Origin of the sequence: Rhodanobacter glycinis (assembly GCF_900114325.1) — a bacterium.
Taxonomy (GTDB): Bacteria; Pseudomonadota; Gammaproteobacteria; order Xanthomonadales; family Rhodanobacteraceae; genus Rhodanobacter_A; species Rhodanobacter_A glycinis.
The window spans coordinates 121,834-138,033 of record NZ_FOSR01000007.1; the positions used below are offsets into that span (position 1 = coordinate 121,834).

General features: G+C 65.7%; 13 protein-coding genes and 3 tRNA genes. 12 read left to right on the forward strand and 4 right to left on the reverse strand.

Translation table 11 applies throughout. The features are described 5' to 3' along the window. Nucleotides 1-54 precede the first annotated feature (54 nt). The 3 genes from pheA (at nt 55) to kdsB (ending at nt 3,384) form a co-directional block, all read left to right on the forward strand. A complete protein-coding gene (pheA, locus tag BMY90_RS09465) occupies nt 55-1,143 on the forward strand; it encodes a prephenate dehydratase (protein WP_092703496.1) in 1,089 nt (362 codons plus the stop codon). Then, on the forward strand, nt 1,140-2,450 hold the full coding sequence (aroA, locus tag BMY90_RS09470; protein WP_092703498.1) for a 3-phosphoshikimate 1-carboxyvinyltransferase: 1,311 nt from the start codon (nt 1,140-1,142) through the stop codon (nt 2,448-2,450). Before pheA ends, aroA begins: the two co-directional genes overlap by 4 nt. A 160-nt stretch (nt 2,451-2,610) precedes the next feature. Then, entirely contained in the window at nt 2,611-3,384 is a 774-nt protein-coding gene (gene kdsB, locus BMY90_RS09475) for a 3-deoxy-manno-octulosonate cytidylyltransferase (RefSeq protein ID WP_175481546.1), read from the forward strand. A gap of 5 nt (nt 3,385-3,389) precedes the next feature. On the opposite strand, the gene BMY90_RS17225 is transcribed toward kdsB, so the two are convergent. After that, nucleotides 3,390-3,548 carry a hypothetical protein gene (locus BMY90_RS17225; RefSeq protein WP_008213872.1) on the reverse strand — a complete coding sequence of 53 codons (159 nt, stop codon included), beginning with the start codon at nt 3,546-3,548 and terminating at the stop codon, nt 3,390-3,392. A gap of 86 nt (nt 3,549-3,634) precedes the next feature. Between BMY90_RS17225 and uvrC the strand changes: the two genes are divergently transcribed. From uvrC to BMY90_RS09500, 5 genes are all read left to right on the forward strand, one after another. Beyond that, nucleotides 3,635-5,476 carry an excinuclease ABC subunit UvrC gene (uvrC, locus tag BMY90_RS09480; protein ID WP_092703502.1) on the forward strand — a complete coding sequence of 614 codons (1,842 nt, stop codon included), beginning with the start codon at nt 3,635-3,637 and terminating at the stop codon, nt 5,474-5,476. A gap of 69 nt (nt 5,477-5,545) precedes the next feature. After that, entirely contained in the window at nt 5,546-6,142 is a 597-nt protein-coding gene (gene pgsA, locus BMY90_RS09485) for a CDP-diacylglycerol--glycerol-3-phosphate 3-phosphatidyltransferase (protein ID WP_008214708.1), read from the forward strand. A 61-nt stretch (nt 6,143-6,203) separates the two neighbouring features. Further along, a tRNA-Gly gene (locus tag BMY90_RS09490) sits at nt 6,204-6,279 on the forward strand. Between the two features lie 216 nt (nt 6,280-6,495). Beyond that, nucleotides 6,496-6,571, forward strand: a tRNA-Gly gene (locus tag BMY90_RS09495). Between the two features lie 79 nt (nt 6,572-6,650). Continuing rightward, nucleotides 6,651-6,724, forward strand: a tRNA-Cys gene (locus BMY90_RS09500). Nucleotides 6,725-6,805: 81 nt separating this feature from the next. Here the strand turns inward: BMY90_RS09500 and BMY90_RS09505 are convergent. Together BMY90_RS09505 and nhaD are read right to left on the reverse strand one after the other, a co-directional pair. Next, entirely contained in the window at nt 6,806-8,017 is a 1,212-nt protein-coding gene (locus BMY90_RS09505) for a cation:proton antiporter (protein WP_092703504.1), read from the reverse strand. 39 nt (nt 8,018-8,056) lie between these two features. Then, the gene (nhaD, locus tag BMY90_RS09510; protein WP_092703506.1) at nt 8,057-9,451 is read right to left on the reverse strand and encodes a sodium:proton antiporter NhaD; all 1,395 of its coding nucleotides are present in this window, start codon (nt 9,449-9,451) and stop codon (nt 8,057-8,059) included. A 339-nt stretch (nt 9,452-9,790) separates the two neighbouring features. On the opposite strand from nhaD, the gene rnk reads away from it, so the two are divergent. The 3 genes from rnk (at nt 9,791) to epmA (ending at nt 13,786) form a co-directional block, all read left to right on the forward strand. Next, the gene (gene rnk / locus BMY90_RS09515; protein WP_092703633.1) at nt 9,791-10,201 is read left to right on the forward strand and encodes a nucleoside diphosphate kinase regulator; all 411 of its coding nucleotides are present in this window, start codon (nt 9,791-9,793) and stop codon (nt 10,199-10,201) included. Between the two features lie 214 nt (nt 10,202-10,415). Beyond that, on the forward strand, nt 10,416-12,830 hold the full coding sequence (gene ligA, locus BMY90_RS09520) for an NAD-dependent DNA ligase LigA (protein ID WP_092703508.1): 2,415 nt from the start codon (nt 10,416-10,418) through the stop codon (nt 12,828-12,830). A gap of 11 nt (nt 12,831-12,841) precedes the next feature. Further along, entirely contained in the window at nt 12,842-13,786 is a 945-nt protein-coding gene (epmA, locus tag BMY90_RS09525; RefSeq protein WP_245735003.1) for an EF-P lysine aminoacylase EpmA, read from the forward strand. Nucleotides 13,787-13,828: 42 nt separating this feature from the next. On the opposite strand, the gene aqpZ is transcribed toward epmA, so the two are convergent. Continuing rightward, on the reverse strand, nt 13,829-14,563 hold the full coding sequence (gene aqpZ, locus BMY90_RS09530) for an aquaporin Z (RefSeq protein WP_008216623.1): 735 nt from the start codon (nt 14,561-14,563) through the stop codon (nt 13,829-13,831). A gap of 293 nt (nt 14,564-14,856) precedes the next feature. Here aqpZ and BMY90_RS09535 point away from each other — a divergent pair, with 293 nt between their 5' ends. Beyond that, nucleotides 14,857-16,182, forward strand: coding sequence for an MFS transporter (locus tag BMY90_RS09535; RefSeq protein WP_092703512.1), 1,326 nt, complete (start codon nt 14,857-14,859; stop codon nt 16,180-16,182). Nucleotides 16,183-16,200 lie beyond the last annotated feature (18 nt).

Here is a 16,200-nt window from a genome sequence, read left to right on the forward strand (position 1 = left end):
TTCAGGCATCATGCCCGTTCACCGTTTGGACTTCTTTACGCCAAGACTGCCGAAATGACCGATACGAAAACCTCCCTGCCCGAGGTGCGCGAGCGCATCGACAGCATCGACCGGCAGATCCAGGAATTGATCTCCGAACGCGCGAACTGGGCGCAGGAAGTGGCGAAGGTGAAGGGCGAAGGCCTCTCGGCCATCGACTATTACCGTCCGGAACGCGAAGCCCACGTGCTGCGCATGGTGGTGGACCGCAACAAGGGGCCATTGCCGGATGCCGAAATGGTGCGCCTGTTCCGCGAGATCATGTCCTCGTGCCTGGCGCAGGAGGATCCGCTGAAGATCGGTTACCTCGGCCCCGAGGGCACCTTCAGCGAGCAGGCGGTGCGCAAGCATTTCGGCCATGCCGCCTATGGCCTGCCGCTGGGCAGCATCGAAGAGGTGTTCCAGGAAGTGGCCGCCGGTCATGCCGATTTCGGCGTGGTGCCGGTGGAGAATTCCGGTCAGGGCATGATCCAGGTGACCCTGGACATGTTCCTCACCTCCGACGCGCGGATCTGCGGCGAAGTGGAACTGCGCGTGCACCAGTGCCTGCATTCCATGGCCGGCAAGCTGGAAAACATCAAGCGCGTCTACGCGCACGCGCAGTCGTTGCAACAGTGCAAAACGTGGCTGCGCATGAACCTGCCTGGCGTGGAATGCGAGGCGGTCAGCAGCAATGCCGAGGCGGCGCGGCTGGCCCGGCATGCCGACGACGTCGGTGCGATCGCCGGCGAAACGGCTGGCAAGGTTTACGGGCTGAAGACGCTGGCCACCGGCATCGAGGATCGTGCCGACAACACCACGCGCTTCCTGGTGATCGGTCGCTCGCTGTTTCCGCCGTCCGGCAACGATCGCACCTCGCTGCTGATCACGGTGAACGACAAGCCAGGCGCGCTCTACGACGTGCTCAGCCCGTTCGCCAGGCATGACGTCAGCCTCAACCGCATCGAGTCGCGCCCGGCGCACTCGGGCAAGTGGCAGTACGCGTTCTTCATCGATGTCTCGGGACATATCAACGATGAAGCACTGCAGGGTGCGGTGAAGGACATCGAGCAATCCGTGGCGCAATTGCGCGTGCTCGGCTCCTACCCGGTAGCCTTGCCGTGAGCGCTCGGCTGGACTGGCGCAGTGGCCCCGCCGGGCCGCTGCGGGGAACTGTTCGCGTACCTGGCGACAAATCCGTGTCGCATCGTGCGCTGATGCTTTCGGCGCTGGCCGACGGCCGCACGCGTATCCGCGGTTTCCTGGAAGGCGAGGATACCCGCGCCACCGCTGCGGTACTGGCCCAGTTGGGCGTGCGCATCGAGACGCCGGCCGATGGTGAGCGCGTGGTACACGGCGTGGGCTTGCACGGCCTGCGTGCGAGTGTGCAGGCGCTGGATTGCGGCAATGCCGGCACCGGCATGCGCCTGCTCGCGGGCTTGCTCGCCGGGCAGGCGTTCGACAGCACGCTGGTGGGCGATGCCTCGTTGTCGAAGCGACCGATGCGGCGCGTAACCGATCCGTTGGCGGCCATGGGTGCACGTATCGATACCCGCGAGGGTTTGCCGCCGCTGGTCGTGCGCGGTGGCCACTCCCTGCGTGGCATCCGTTACGAATTGCCGGTGGCCAGCGCGCAGGTGAAGTCGGCGTTGTTGCTGGCTGGCCTGTATGCCGAAGGCGAAACCGAAGTGGTCGAGCCGCATCCCACGCGCGACTACACCGAGCGCATGCTAGCCGCCTTTGGCTGGCCGATTGTCTTCGAGCCGGGTCGCGCAAAGCTTTCGGGCGGACATGCCTTGCATGCCGTCGACGTCGACGTGCCGGCGGATTTTTCCTCGGCGGCATTCTTCCTGGTTGCGGCCAGCATCGTGCCAGGCTCCGAACTGCGACTTTCCGCCGTAGGCCTGAATCCGCGGCGCACCGGCCTGCTGCAGGCCTTGCGCCTGATGGGGGCGGACATCCGCGTCGAGAACGAGCGCGAAAGCGGCGGCGAGCCGGTGGGCGATCTGCTGGTGCGTCATGCCGCATTGCATGGCGCCGAGTTCCCCGAGTCGCTGGTGCCGGACATGATCGACGAATTCCCTGCACTGTTCGTGGCCGCGTCCGTGGCCAACGGCCGCAGCGTGATCCGCGGTGCCGCCGAGCTGCGCGTGAAGGAATCCGATCGGCTCGCCACCATGGCGACGGGTTTGCGAACCTTGGGCGCGCAGATCGAGGAAACACCCGATGGCGCGATCATCGAAGGCGGTGCGCTGACCGGGGGCACGGTGGAAAGCCTCACCGATCACCGTATCGCGATGAGCTTCGCGGTGGCCGGGCTGGTGGCTGGCGGGGCGGTGCGAATCAATGAGTGCCGCCATGTGGCCACTTCATTTCCCGGCTTCATGGATCTGGCCAACGGCTGCGGATTTGCGCTGGGCGTCGCGGACTGACAATCGGTGCGGCTGGCATGCGGCGGGTTGCACCATGCGACGCTTGAGCCTCTTTCCCGCCGGGAGATGGGTGAGGCTTCGGGCTTGCGATGGTTTGCGCTCCTGCGGCCGGCAGTGGCAATTGGGTTAAAGTCGCAGCCAGTTTCTGCCCGAGCCCATCATGTCTACCGTTCCGCCGTTCATCGTCGCCATTCCCGCCCGTTACGGTTCCACCCGGCTGCCGGCCAAGCCGTTGCGCGAGATCGGTGGTGTGCCGATGGTGGTTCGCGTGGCGCAGCGTGCCTTGCAGGCCGGTGCCATGCAGGTGGTGGTGGCGGTCGACGACGCGCGCATCGCCGAGGCACTGGACGGACAGGGCGTGCAGGTGTGCATGACCCGGGCCGACCATGCCTCAGGCAGTGATCGTCTGGCCGAATGCGCAGCTCAATGTGGCTGGCCCGACGACGCTATCGTGGTGAACCTGCAAGGCGATGAGCCGTTTGCGCCGGCCGCCGGGATTCGTGAGGTGGCGCGGGCCCTGGCCGAGGACGATGCGCCGATGGCCACGCTGGCCACGCCAATCACCGATGCGCACGAGTTGTTCGATCCGAACGTGGTGAAGCTGGTGCGCGGGGGCAATGGTCGGGCGCTGTATTTCAGCCGGGCACCGTTGCCGTGGGCGCGCGATGCGTTTGCCGCAGACCGAGATGCCTTGCCGATCGGTATGCCGTTTCTGCGCCATATCGGCATCTATGCCTATCGCGCAGGTTTCCTCGGCCAGTACGCGCAGTTGCCGCGCACGCCACTGGAACAGGCGGAATCGCTGGAGCAATTGCGCGTGCTCGAACACGGACACGCGATCGCCGTGCGGTTGACGCCGGAACCGTTTCCGCCAGGTATCGATACCGAATCCGATCTGGAACGCGCCGAGCGCTGGTTGCAGTCCGCGGGCTGAGAGCCTCAGCGGCGCCGGCGCAGCAGCGCGATAAAGGCGCTGGCCAGCCCCAGCCCCATGGCCAGGCCGATGCCCGCGCCCCAGAGTGCGCCGCGATCGCCCCAGAACACGGAGCCGATCACGACACCGAGCACGAACAGGATGGGAATGGGCAGGCAACCCATGCGGCGGTCTCCGGCGGTGGTCAGGCAGGGCATGATAACGGTGCCGGACGCACGAATCGCAGGCCGGGACCAGATAGAATCCACGCATGCAGCCTACATCGCCGCAGGCCTTCGATGGCAAGGCCTTCGTCCACACCCTGACTACCTCGCCCGGCGTCTACCGTTACTTCGATGCGGAGGACGAGCTGCTGTACGTGGGCAAGGCCGGCAACCTGAAGAAGCGTGTCGGCAGCTACTTCCTGAAACCACGGATGGAGCCGCGCATTGCCGCGATGGTGGCGCAGATCGCGCGCGCCGAGATCACCGTGACGCGCACCGAGGGCGAGGCGCTGCTGCTGGAATCGCAGCTGATCAAGTCGCTCAAGCCGCGTTACAACATCCTGCTGCGCGACGACAAGAGCTATCCCTACATCTACCTGTCCGGTGGCGAGGACTATCCGCGGCTGGCCTTCCATCGTGGCGCGAAGAATCTTCCCGGGCGCTATTTCGGGCCTTACCCGAGCACGTTCGCGGTGCGTGAAAGCCTCAGCCTGATGCAGAAGCTGTTCAAGGTGCGCCAGTGCGAGGACAGCTATTTCCGCAACCGCTCACGGCCATGCCTGCAGCATCAGATCGGCCGCTGTACCGCGCCATGCGTTGCGCTGATTTCGGTGGAGGATTACCGCCGCGACGTGCGCCATGCCGAGATGTTTCTGGAAGGGCGCAGCAGTGCGGTGATCGACGAGCTGGCTGCCGGGATGGAGCAGGCCAGTCGGGCATTGCAGTTCGAACGCGCGGCCGCGTTGCGCGACCAGGTGGCGGCCTTGCGCCAGTTGCAGGCGCAGCACCACGTGCAGGGTGCCAGTGCCGACATGGACGTGATCGCCTGCCGCATCGAGTCGGGCATGGCTTGCGTCAGCGTGCTGTTCTTCCGCGACGGCATCAGTCTTGGCACGCGCGATTTCTTCCCGCGCCTGCCGCTGGATGCCGAGCCGGGCGATGTGCTGACGCAGTTCATCGCGCAGTACTACCTGGAGCGTCCGGTGCCACGCGAGCTGATTCTTGGCGAGGCCCTCGCCGATCAGGAGATTCTCGCCGAGCTGCTGGCGCAGCATGCCGGGCACGCGGTGGAGCTGAAGACCCGCGTGCGTGGCGAACGCGCGCGTTTCCTGCAGATGGCCGAGCGCAACGCGCAGGCCTCGCTGACCCAGCGACTGGCCAGCCGGCAGACGCTGGGAACGCGTTTCGAGGATTTGCAGAAACTGCTCGGGTTGCCCGAGCCGCCGCGACGGCTGGAATGTTTCGACATCAGCCACACGCGTGGCGAACTGACTGTGGCCTCGTGCGTGGTGTTCGGTCCGGAAGGCCCGGAAAAATCCCATTACCGTCGATTCAACATCGACGGCATCACGCCCGGCGACGATTATGCCGCCATGCACCAGGCGCTGACGCGGCGCTTCCGCAAAGTGGCTGAAGGCGAGGGCGCGCGCCCCGACGTGCTGCTGATCGACGGCGGCGATGGGCAGGTGGCGCAGGCGCTGGACGTGCTGAAGGGCCTGGGTGTCGAAAGGATCCATGTGGTCGGCGTGGCCAAGGGGCCGGCCCGACGCGCCGGCGAAGAGACCCTGATCCTGGCCGACCGGCCGCCGGGCAGCCCCGGCCGCGAGATCCATCCCGGGCCGGCGTCGCCCGCGCTGCATCTGGTGGCGGCCGTGCGCGACGAGTCGCACCGCTTCGCCATCAGTGGTCATCGCAAACGACGCGAGAAGGCGCGCGAACGCAGCGTGCTGGAAGACGTGCCCGGCGTCGGCGCGCGCCGCCGTTCCGCGTTGCTGCGAACCTTCGGTGGCCTGGCTGGCGTGGAGGCGGCAGGCGTGGAAGAGTTGATGCGGGTGAAAGGCATCGACCGCGGCCTGGCCGAACGCATTTACGCGGCGTTGCACGGCTGAGCGGCATATTGCGCGGGCAGCCCACTTGCAAACCATGCGACACTGGGCCCAGAAATCCGGAAGCGAGCCATGCGCATCAATTTACCCACCTGGTTGACCCTGTTCCGCGTGGCGCTGCTGCCGGTGATGGTGGTCGTTTTCTACCTGCCGTTCCGGGGGCACAACATCACCGCGGCGATCGTGTTCGTGCTGGCCGCCGTCACCGATTGGCTGGACGGCTATCTGGCTCGCCGCATGAATCTCACTTCAGCCTTCGGTGCCTTCCTGGACCCGGTGGCCGACAAGCTGATGGTGGCGGTGACGCTGTTCCTGCTGGTGGAGGCGCATCGCCCCGGTTGGTCAAGCATCCTGATGGCAGTGACTGCGGCGATCATCGTCGGTCGCGAGATCAGCGTATCGGCGTTGCGCGAGTGGATGGCCGAGATCGGCATGCGTGCCACGGTCAAGGTGGCCTTCATCGGCAAGCTGAAGACGGTGATGCAGATGGTGGCGCTGGTGGTGCTGATCGTGCAGCACGAAAAGGAAGCCAAGCTGCTCAGCCTGTACAACATCGGCGAATGGCTGCTGGTGATCGCCGGCGTGCTGACGATCTGGTCGGGCCTGACCTACCTGCGTGCAGCGTGGCCCAGCCTGCAGGATCGCGGGACGAACGATCCCTCCGAATGAATGATGCGCGACGCGTGGGCTTGACGATCCGGTTCCACGTATTAGAATGCGCGCCTCCGATGCGGGAATAGCTCAGTTGGTAGAGCACGACCTTGCCAAGGTCGGGGTCGCGAGTTCGAGTCTCGTTTCCCGCTCCAGATTTCGGATTGAAGCCCCGGCCTTGTGTCGGGGCTTCGCCGTTTGATGTGCGCGAGTTTGCATGGTGGAGAGTGTCTTTTTGCTTTTGCCGAGCCGCTGGGGAGACTTCTCGCGAGGGTGCCGGAGTGCCGATGCGAGCCGGAAGACAGTGGCGAAAGATCTCGCCGCGGGGGCTTCCCATCCGGCATTCTTCTGCTAAGATAACGGGCTCCGATGCGGGAATAGCTCAGTTGGTAGAGCACGACCTTGCCAAGGTCGGGGTCGCGAGTTCGAGTCTCGTTTCCCGCTCCAGTTTTTCGCAAAACCTCGGCTTCCCGGGGTTTTGTTTTATCGGCGACTGTCATCGTCCTGATGATGGCTCGCACGCAATGGCCAGGTGGCAGAGTGGTCATGCAGCGGACTGCAAATCCGCGTACGCCGGTTCGATTCCGACCCTGGCCTCCATTGCACATCGAACAGCCGGCCTTGTCCGGCTGTTTTTTTGTCTTGCGCAAACGGAGCGCCGAGGCTCCCCCCCCTTTTCGGTTACTGGCCGGATTCTCGTGCGGAGTCCGCAGAGGCATCGGCCGGCGCGGCGTGGCGCAGCAGCCACGCCAGTATCGGCGGCGTCACCATCGCGGTGAGCAGGGACATCGCCACGATGATCGCGTAGATGCGGTCGCTGAAGACACCGGCGGCCAGGCCGAGGCTGGCGATCACCACGCCCACTTCGCCACGCGGCACCATGCCGAAGCCGACGATGGTGGCGCTGCGCTTGCCCAGCGAGAGTGCGCCGAGGAAGCCGCCGGCCAGCTTGGAGGCGATCGCGACAAGGGTGACCACCAGCAGCATCAACAAGGCTTGGCCGCTGGCCAGTTCGGCCAGGTTGATCTTGGCGCCGGTGATGACGAAGAAGAACGGGGTGAGGAACGCCAGCAACGGCAGCGTCTTGTGTTCGAGCTCGTCGCGCTGGCGTGTTTCCGAAGCGATCATGCCGGCGAGGAAAGCGCCGATGATCGCCGCCAGGCCGAAGCGGGTCGACAACCAGGCCAGGCCCAGGCAGAGGGCCAGCACCAGGGTCAGCGCCGAATGCGGGCTGATCGGCGCTTCCAGCCAGCCCGACTGGCGCCGCATCACCTTGGTTCCGCCCCAGCCGATGACGGCGACGAAGCCGATGGCGCCGCCCAGGGTCAACAACAGCGAATACACGTCCAGCGAGCCGCCGCCCTGCAGCGAGGAGACCACGCCGAGCAGCAGCATGGCGAGGATGTCGTCGATCACGGCGGCCCCCAGGATGACCCGGCTCTCGGTGCGCTGAAGCACGCCAAGCTCTTGCAGCACGCGAGCCGTGATGCCGGCCGAGGTGGCCACGAAGGCGGCCGCGACAAACAGCGACTTCACCCAGGCGAAGCCTTCGCCGTGCGCCCACAGTGCGCCGGCGCCGAAGGGCAGCAATACGCCGAGGACGCCGACCAGCACCGCGCTCTTGCCGACTTTCTTCAGGTCGTCGAGGCGGGTTTCCAGGCCCACCGAAAACAGCAGCAGCACCACGCCAAGCTCGGCCAGCACGTCCAGCGGCGACCCCGGGATGATTTGCGCGGGCTGCAGCCAGCCAAGGATCGACGGGCCGACGACGCAACCGGCGGCGATTTCCCCGACCACACCAGGCAGCTTCAGCCGTTGCGCGATCTCCGCGCCGATCTGTGCGGCGATGAAGATGATGAAGATGGTCAGCAGGATGTCACTGGCATGATGCATGGGACGGTGGCTCCGGTTTCCGTGCGGGGCAGGGCGGCGTCAATGGCCGCCGAACAGATGGGCGTTCATCCACAAGTGCAGGGCGATGCTGGCAACGTAGCCGAGTGCGATCGCCCAGCTCCAGCGCAGGTGTCGCATGAACGTGTACTGGCCGCGCGAGGCACCCATCAGGGCCACGCCGGCAGCCGAGCCGACCGACAACAGGCTGCCACCGACGCCGGCGGTCAGCGTGATCAGCAACCATTGGCCCTGGTCCATCGGCGGGTTCATTTTCAGCACGGCGAACATGATCGGGATGTTGTCCACGATCGCCGACAGCAGGCCCATGATCGAGTTGGCCGCGGTGAAACCCAGGTTGCCGTACAGGTGCGTCGACGCCAGTTCCAGGTAGCCGAGCGCGGCCAGGCCGCCGACGCAGGCGAACACGCCATAGAAAAACAGCAAGGTGTCCCATTCGGCGTTGGCGATGATGCGGAAGATCGAATAGGTCTGCGGCTCCATGCCCTGGGCCAGCGCGTAGTGCCGCTGCCGGTAATCGATGCGGGTAGCCAGCAGGTTCAACAGCGCCAGTCCGGTCAGCATGCCGTAGGTGGCCGGCATGCCCAGCCATTGGCGGCCGATCACGGTGATGGCCACGGTCAGCGCGAACGTCAGGCAGATGCTGATGCCGCCGTGCTTGATCGGGCTGCTGCCCTCGGCGGGCTCGGGGCTGCCCTTGGGCAGGGCAAAGTTCATCGCCAGTGCGGGTACCAGCCAGTTGACCAGGGCGGGCGCGAAGATATGGAAGAAATCGAAGAACTGCGCCTTGTTGGCCTGCCACACCATCAGCGTGGTGATGTCGCCGAAGGCGCTCCACGCGCCGCCAGCGTTGGCGGCTACCACCAGGTTGATCAGGGCCAGCGTGGTGAAGCGTCCATTGCCGGCGCCGACCGCGAGGATCACGGCGGACATCACCAGTGCGGTGGTCAGGTTGTCCAGCATCGGCGACAGGGAGAATGCCAGCAAGCCGGTAATCCAGAACAACGAGCGATAACTGAAACGGCGCCGGGTCAACTGCGTGCGCAGGGCCTCGAACACGTTGCGCTCGCCCATCGCGGTGACGTAGGTCATCGCCACGACCAGGAAGAAGAAGATTTCCGAGTATTCGAGGAACATCGCATCGAAAGCCTGCTGGGCTTCGTGCGTACCGCCGGCACCCCCGGTCGTCCAGGCGATCAGCCCCCAGATCAGCGCGGCGGCAAGCACCACCGGCTTGGACTTGGCGAGATGAATGCGTTCCTCCAGTATCACGGCGACGTAGGCGAGCACGAACAACGCCAGCGCCAGCCAGCCGACCGGGTGCGAGGTCAGGTGGAAATTGACGTTGGCGCCGGTTTCGGACGCACACGCTGGCGTGCAGCCAAACAGCGCCGCCAGGGCGATCAGCCTTCGCATGAAAACTCCTCTGGAACATGTTTCGGTGCAGCACACCGCACCGGAAAAGAGTAACAGTCCGCCAGCAACTACGGCAGCGCCATCCGTTCGCAGAGAGGTTTTTCGCGGCGTGGAATGCACGAACCCAGCGCTCGCCACGGGTACTGTCCGACGGCATGTCGTGGCGCGGCCGGTCTGATACTTGCCGTGACAGCTTGTTTTTCACGCCGTGTCTGCGCAAAGTCGGGATAGTTTCATCTGACGCGGTCGCACCCCGGCCGCAACAAACCAGCCCTCACTATCGCGCCGGTGCGGTTTCGCCCCGGCGTGTGTGTTCGCGCGACCACCACAGGAATGACCATGAGCCGCAAGCCCGCCATCACCGTTTCCCGCCTCGACCTCGATCGCATCGAGGCTTTGCTGGAGCGTCTGCCTGCCGCGCAGGCCGCGGGTTGTGCGGCGTTGCGCGATGAGCTGGACCGCGCCGAGGTGGTGGAGCCCAAGGACATGCCGAAGAACGTGGTGAGCATGAATTCCACGGTCACGTTCAAGGACGACGCCAACGACGAGAAGCTGACCTTGACCCTGGTGTATCCGCAGGCAGCCGGCAAGCCCGGCACGGTGTCGATCCTGGCGCCGGTAGGCAGCGCCTTGCTGGGCCTGTCGAAAGGCAAGCGCATCGACTGGCCCACTCCCGATGGCAAGAAGCGCCGGCTGACCGTGCTGACCATCGATTACCAGCCGGAGTCGGCCGGGGAATATCACCGCTGAGCCCAGTGTGGGTGCACGCACCGTACCCGAGGGGAACATCGAAAAATCTGCGTCACCCCGGCGAAGGCTGGGGGCCAGTGCCTTCAATACCTTGAAAAGCCGAGGCACTGGATTCCTGTCTTCGCAGGAATGACGAGCAAAACAGGCTTGTTGGAGATTCCCGAACGCAGGGTTGCAGGCACGCAGGCGGTGCGGCTGTCGCTAAACTTCACGCATGAGCGAACAACCCGTACCCCAGGATATCCGGCTGCGCGCAAGCGAGTTGCGCACGCGCATCGAGCAGGCCAATTACCGCTACCACGTCCTCGACGATCCGGAGATTCCGGACGTCGACTACGACCGCATGATGCGCGAGCTGGAAGCACTGGAAGCCGCGCACCCGGCCTTGGCTACATCGGATTCACCGACCCGCCGGGTTGGCGCGCGCGCCACCGGCGGTTTTGCCGAGGTGCGCCATGCGCTGCCGATGCTGTCGCTGGGCAATGCGTTCGAACAGCCGGTGGCGGACGGCGAGCCGGACGGTGATCGCAACCGCTTCCGTGAAGTGGCGGAATTCGTGCGGCGCATCGAACAGACGCTGGATCGCCGTGATCCGTTGTTTTCCACCGAGCCCAAGCTCGATGGTCTGGCGATCAGTCTGCGCTACGAGGACGGTGTGTTCGTCCAGGGCGCCACGCGCGGCGATGGCGAAACCGGCGAGGATGTCACCGCCAACGTGCGCACCATCCGCGCGATCCCGCTGAAGCTGCGCGGCAGCGGCTGGCCGAGCGTGCTGGAAGTGCGCGGCGAAGTCATCATGCTGCGCCGGGATTTCGAGGCCTTCAATGCGCGGGCCCGCGAGCATGACGAGAAGACCCTGGCCAATCCGCGCAACGGCGCCGCCGGTTCGCTGCGCCAGTTGGACCCGGCGATCACCGCCAAGCGCAAGCTGAGCTTCTTCGCCTATGCGGTGGGTATCGTGGAAGGCGGCGAGTTGCCGCCGACGCATTCGGCCACGTTGCAGCAGCTGCGCGAATGGGGCTTCCCGGTTTCGCCCGAAGTGGACACGGCACGCGGCTTCGACGGACTGATCGCCTATTTCAAGCGCATCGGCGCCAGGCGTGACGGCTTGCCGTACGACATCGACGGCGTGGTCTACAAGCTGGACGATTACGACGGCCAGCGCACGATGGGTTTCGTGGCGCGCGCACCACGCTGGGCCATTGCGCACAAATTCCCGGCGCAGGAGCAGAGCACCACGGTCGAGGCGATCGAGATCCAGATCGGTCGCACCGGTGCCGCCACGCCGGTGGCGCGCCTGGCGCCGGTGCAGGTAGCCGGTGTCGTCGTCACCAATGCCACCCTGCACAATGCCGACCAGATCGCGCGGCTGGACGTGCGCGTGGGCGATACGGTGATCGTGCGCCGCGCCGGCGACGTGATTCCCGAAGTGGTGCGGGTGATCCCCGAGCATCGTCCGCTGCATGCCGTGCCATGGCAGATGCCGGTCGCGTGTCCGGTCTGTGGTTCGGCGCTGGTGCGCGAGGACGGGGCCGCTGCCTGGCGTTGTTCCGGCGGGTTGGTCTGCGCGGCCCAACGCAAGGAGGCGCTGATCCACTTTGCCTCGCGCCGTGCGATGGATATCGATGGCATCGGCGAGCGCTTCGTCGAGGCGCTGGTCGACTTTGGTTACGTGCACACGCCGGCCGATCTGTACCAGCTCACGCTGGAGGATTTCCTGGAAATGAAACGTCGCGCTGACGAGCGCGATGGCGTCACGCCGGAGACCGTGAAGCAGGGCAAGATCGCCACCAAGTGGGCCGAGAACCTGGTCGATGGCATCGAGGCGAGCAAGTCCGGCACGCTGGCCCGCTTCCTGTTCGCGCTGGGCATCGTGCACGTCGGCGAGAGCACGGCAAAGACCCTGGCGGCCTGGCTGGGTCGGCTGGATATCGTGCGTGCCATGCCGGCACCGGTGCTGCGCGTGTTGCCCGATGTCGGGGCCGAAGTGGCCACTTCCATCGCCGCTTTCTTCGCACAGGAAGGCAACCAGCAGGTGGTCGATGCCTTGCTCGCCGCCGGCATCCATTTCAGCGACGAGAGTGCTCCTTCGCCGCAATTGCGCGCACGGCTGAGCCTGGCAGTGCTGCTGGACATGGCGAACATCGCCAAGCTTGGCCCGAAGAGCAGCGCCTTGCTGGCGCAGCATTTCCCCACGCTGGACGCGTTGTTGGCAGGCGGGCCCGCACACTGGTCCACCGCAGGCGTACCGCAGGCGGCGGTGGCCGGACTGGAGGCGTTCCTCGCCGATCCAGCATCACTGGCCGAGCTGCGCACAGCCGAAACCGCCATGCAGCATCTGCTCGATGCCATCCCCGCTTCCGCATCCGCCTCTGCCACGCAGGCGCCCCTGGCCGGGCAGACCTTTGTGCTCACCGGCGCGCTGACGTCGCTCAGCCGCGACGAAGCGAAGGAGAAGCTGGAGGCGCTGGGCGCCAAGGTGGCCGGTTCGGTATCGAAGAAAACCAGTGTGGTGGTGGCCGGCGAAGCGGCCGGCTCCAAGCTGGACAAGGCGCGTGAGTTGGGCGTGGAGGTATGGGACGAAGCGCAGCTTGTCGCGCTGTTCGAGCGCCATGGGACATCCGCGTGAGTGCAGCGACGATGCATGCGGCCTTGCAACTGCGCGCTCACGTGTACGCACTGGTGCGCGGATTCTTCATCGCGCGCGATGTGCTGGAAGTGGAAACGCCGATGCTTTCCGCGGCTGGCAATACCGACCCCAACATCGAAAGCTTCACCACGATGTTCAGCGGCCACGTCGACGCCGGTGCGCGCGAGCGCTGGTTGCGAACCTCGCCGGAGTTTCCGCTGAAGCGCCTGCTCGCAGCGGGCGTGGGCGATTGCTACGAACTGGGCCGGGTGTTTCGCAATGGTGAGGCAGGTGGCCGACACAATCCCGAGTTCACCATGCTGGAGTGGTATCGCACCGGCTGGGACCATCGCAGGCTGATGCGCGAGACCATCGAGCTGGTGGAGTCGGCGTTGGCGATGACGGGGCGTCGCGCCGAAGTGATGATTACAGGCTATCGCTCCCTGTTCATCGACGAGCTGGGGCTGGATCCGGCCCATGCAGCCATCGACGCGTTGCGCGCTCCGTTGGCGGAATACGGCATCGATCCGGCAGGACTTACCCGCGACGACTGGCTCGACCTGTTGCTTACGCACAAGTTGCAGTCGGCATTCCCGCGTGATCGCATCACGGTGATCCACGACTACCCGGCCAGCCAGTGCGCGCTGGCGAAGGTGCGCCCCGGCGATCCGCCGTTGGCCGAGCGCTTCGAGCTGTACCTCGGCCCGCACGAACTGGCCAATGGCTACCACGAACTCAACGATGCGGCCGAACAGCGCGCACGCTTCGAGCGGGACAATGCGCGGCGTCGCGAGCGCGGCTTGCGCGAAGTGCCGATCGACGAAGGCCTGCTGGCCGTGCTCGACGCAATGCCGGACTGCGCCGGCGTGGCGCTTGGCGTCGAGCGGCTGCTGATGTGCCTGGCCGGTACCGATGCCATCGCCGACGTACTGGCGTTTCCGTTCGCCGACGCGTAAGCCACGGCACGCGCCCGATGGGGGCCGCGTGCCGTGCGGTGTTCAGGCGTGATCGCCCTTGATGTCCGGCAGCGTGGGCCGGTCGTTCCACAGGAAGCGGTAGATCAGCCCGCCGATGATGCCGCCGATGATCGGCATCACCCAGAAGAACCACAACTGGTGCACGGCCCAACCACCCTGGAACAGGGCCACGCCGGTCGAGCGCGCCGGGTTCACCGAAGTATTGGTGACCGGAATGCTGATCAGGTGGATCAGGGTCAGCGCCAGGCCGATCGCGATGCCGGCGAAGCCCACCGGCGCGCTCTGGTGCGTTGCGCCCATGATGATGAAGATGAAGAAGCCGGTCATCACCAGTTCGCATACCGCGGCGGCACCCATCGAATAGCCGCCCGGCGAATGGGCGCCATAACCGTTCGAGGCAAAGCCACTGGCGGTGGCATCGAAGCCGAGCTTGCCCGAGGCGATCACGTAGAGCACTGCGGCGGCAAGGATGGCTCCGATCACCTGCGCGATGATGTACGGCACCACGTCCTTCAGCGGAAAGCGGCCGCCGGCGGCGAGGCCACAGGTTACTGCCGGGTTGATATGGCAGCCGGAAATGTGGCCGATGGCATAGCACATGGTCAGCAGGGTCAGGCCGAAGGCCAGTGCCACGCCGGCGAAGCCGATGCCGTATTGCGGGAATCCGGCGGCCAGCACGGCACTGCCGCAGCCGCCCAGGACCAGCCAGAAGGTGCCGAAGAACTCGGCCGTCATACGCTTGCCCAGATTGTGCATGGGGTACTCCTTGTCGGTTGCAGGTGGGTGAGGCGAATGCAGCACGGGAAGTGACTGCAGGCGTCATGCTTCGAAACACGCTGAAAACCAGATCGCGCGACGCTGTTGTTCCCCTTGAAACGTCGCCAGGCATGCACGTGGCCAACCCGCCGCGCCATGCCGTCCGCCGGAAATCCCGCCGGCAGGCGCAGCATCCGGCGATGGCGGCGCGATGTCCATAGGCATGATCCGCAATCCGGGCGATTTGCGCTAAGGTGCCGGCTCCCTCGTTCCGCCCCCGGAAAGGTCTGCCGATGACCGCTGTCAGCGCCGCCCCGTTGCCTGCCCGATCGCACGAGACACGACCGCTCGATCGACGCGATGCGCGCACCTTGCTGTTGTCCGCATTGGGCGGGGCGCTGGAGTTCTACGACTTCGTGGTGTTCGTGTTCCTGGCGTTGCCGTTGAGCGAGCTGTTCTTTCCGAAGGACACCGCGCCGTGGCTGGCGCAGGTGCAGGTCTACGGCATCTTTGCCGCCGGCTACCTGGCGCGACCGCTGGGCGGCATCGTGATGGCGCACTTCGGCGATCGCTCCGGCCGCAAACGCATGTTCACGCTCAGCGTGTTCCTGATGGCGTTGCCCACGTTGGCGATTGGCCTGTTGCCCGGCTATGCGCAGGTCGGCGTGCTGGCGCCGCTGCTGCTCTTGCTGTTGCGCGTGGTGCAGGGCATCGCGGTGGGCGGCGAGGTGCCGGGTGCGTGGGTCTTCGTGGCCGAACATGCACCGGCGCGCCGGGTCGGGTTCGCCTGTGGCAGCCTCACCGCGGGGCTGACGGTGGGTATCCTGATCGGCTCGTTGCTGGCTGCTGCGTTGAATGCCCGGCTCGACCATGCGCAATTGCTGGGCTGGGGCTGGCGCGTGCCGTTCCTGCTGGGTGGCGTGTTCGGTTTCATGGCGGTGTGGTTGCGCCGCTGGCTGGACGAGACGCCGGTGTTCACGGAAATGCGCGAGCGTCGCCAGCTCAGCCAGGGCATGCCGCTGCGCGTGGTGTTGTCCGAACATCGCGGTGGTGTGGTGGTGTCGATGCTGGTGACCTGGATGCTTACGGCGGCGGTCGTGGTGGTGATCCTGATGCTGCCGTCACTGGCGCCGAAGAGTTTCCACATCGCGCCGCGGCTGGCCTTTCTCGGCAATGCGTTGGCGGCACTGGGGCTTACGCTGGGCTGCGTGCTCTACGGATGGCTGGCGGATCGCTTCGGTGAGTTGCGCGTATTGCTGGTGGGCTCGCTGGCCCTGGTGCTGGGCACCTATGCATTGTTCGGCGATCTTGCCGCGGGCGGCGCGCATTTCCTGTCGCTGTATGCGCTGGATGGGCTGCTGGTGGGCGTGGTCGGGGTGGTGCCTACGGTGATGGTGCGCGCATTTCCGCCGGCGGTACGCTTCTCGGGGCTGTCGTTTGCGTACAACGTGGCCTATGCAGTGTTCGGCGCCGGCACCGCCACGGCGATCGGCTGGCTGGCCGCGCGCGCCGGCCGCATGGCGCCGGCGCACTATGTGGCGATCACCGCCCTGGTGAGTGTCGGTACCTGTTTCTGGTTGCTCGCACGAGCTCGGGCAACTTCGTCCGAAAGCACCTGAATGAACCTCTCTCCCGCA

Excerpts from the sequence above, each read along its gene's own strand:
- BMY90_RS09505 (WP_092703504.1), bottom strand. The coding sequence starts at position 8,017 with ATGCATCATGCCAGTGACATCCTGCTGACCATCTTCATCATCTTCATC.
- BMY90_RS09535 (WP_092703512.1), top strand. The coding sequence starts at position 14,857 with ATGACCGCTGTCAGCGCCGCCCCGTTGCCTGCCCGATCGCACGAGACA.
- BMY90_RS17225 (WP_008213872.1), bottom strand. The coding sequence starts at position 3,548 with ATGGGTTGCCTGCCCATTCCCATCCTGTTCGTGCTCGGTGTCGTGATC.
- ligA (WP_092703508.1), top strand. The coding sequence starts at position 10,416 with ATGAGCGAACAACCCGTACCCCAGGATATCCGGCTGCGCGCAAGCGAG.
- pgsA (WP_008214708.1), top strand. The coding sequence starts at position 5,546 with ATGCGCATCAATTTACCCACCTGGTTGACCCTGTTCCGCGTGGCGCTG.
- nhaD (WP_092703506.1), bottom strand. The coding sequence starts at position 9,451 with ATGCGAAGGCTGATCGCCCTGGCGGCGCTGTTTGGCTGCACGCCAGCG.
- epmA (WP_245735003.1), top strand. The coding sequence starts at position 12,842 with ATGCATGCGGCCTTGCAACTGCGCGCTCACGTGTACGCACTGGTGCGC.
- pheA (WP_092703496.1), top strand. The coding sequence starts at position 55 with ATGACCGATACGAAAACCTCCCTGCCCGAGGTGCGCGAGCGCATCGAC.
- uvrC (WP_092703502.1), top strand. The coding sequence starts at position 3,635 with ATGCAGCCTACATCGCCGCAGGCCTTCGATGGCAAGGCCTTCGTCCAC.
- rnk (WP_092703633.1), top strand. The coding sequence starts at position 9,791 with ATGAGCCGCAAGCCCGCCATCACCGTTTCCCGCCTCGACCTCGATCGC.
- kdsB (WP_175481546.1), top strand. The coding sequence starts at position 2,611 with ATGTCTACCGTTCCGCCGTTCATCGTCGCCATTCCCGCCCGTTACGGT.
- aqpZ (WP_008216623.1), bottom strand. The coding sequence starts at position 14,563 with ATGCACAATCTGGGCAAGCGTATGACGGCCGAGTTCTTCGGCACCTTC.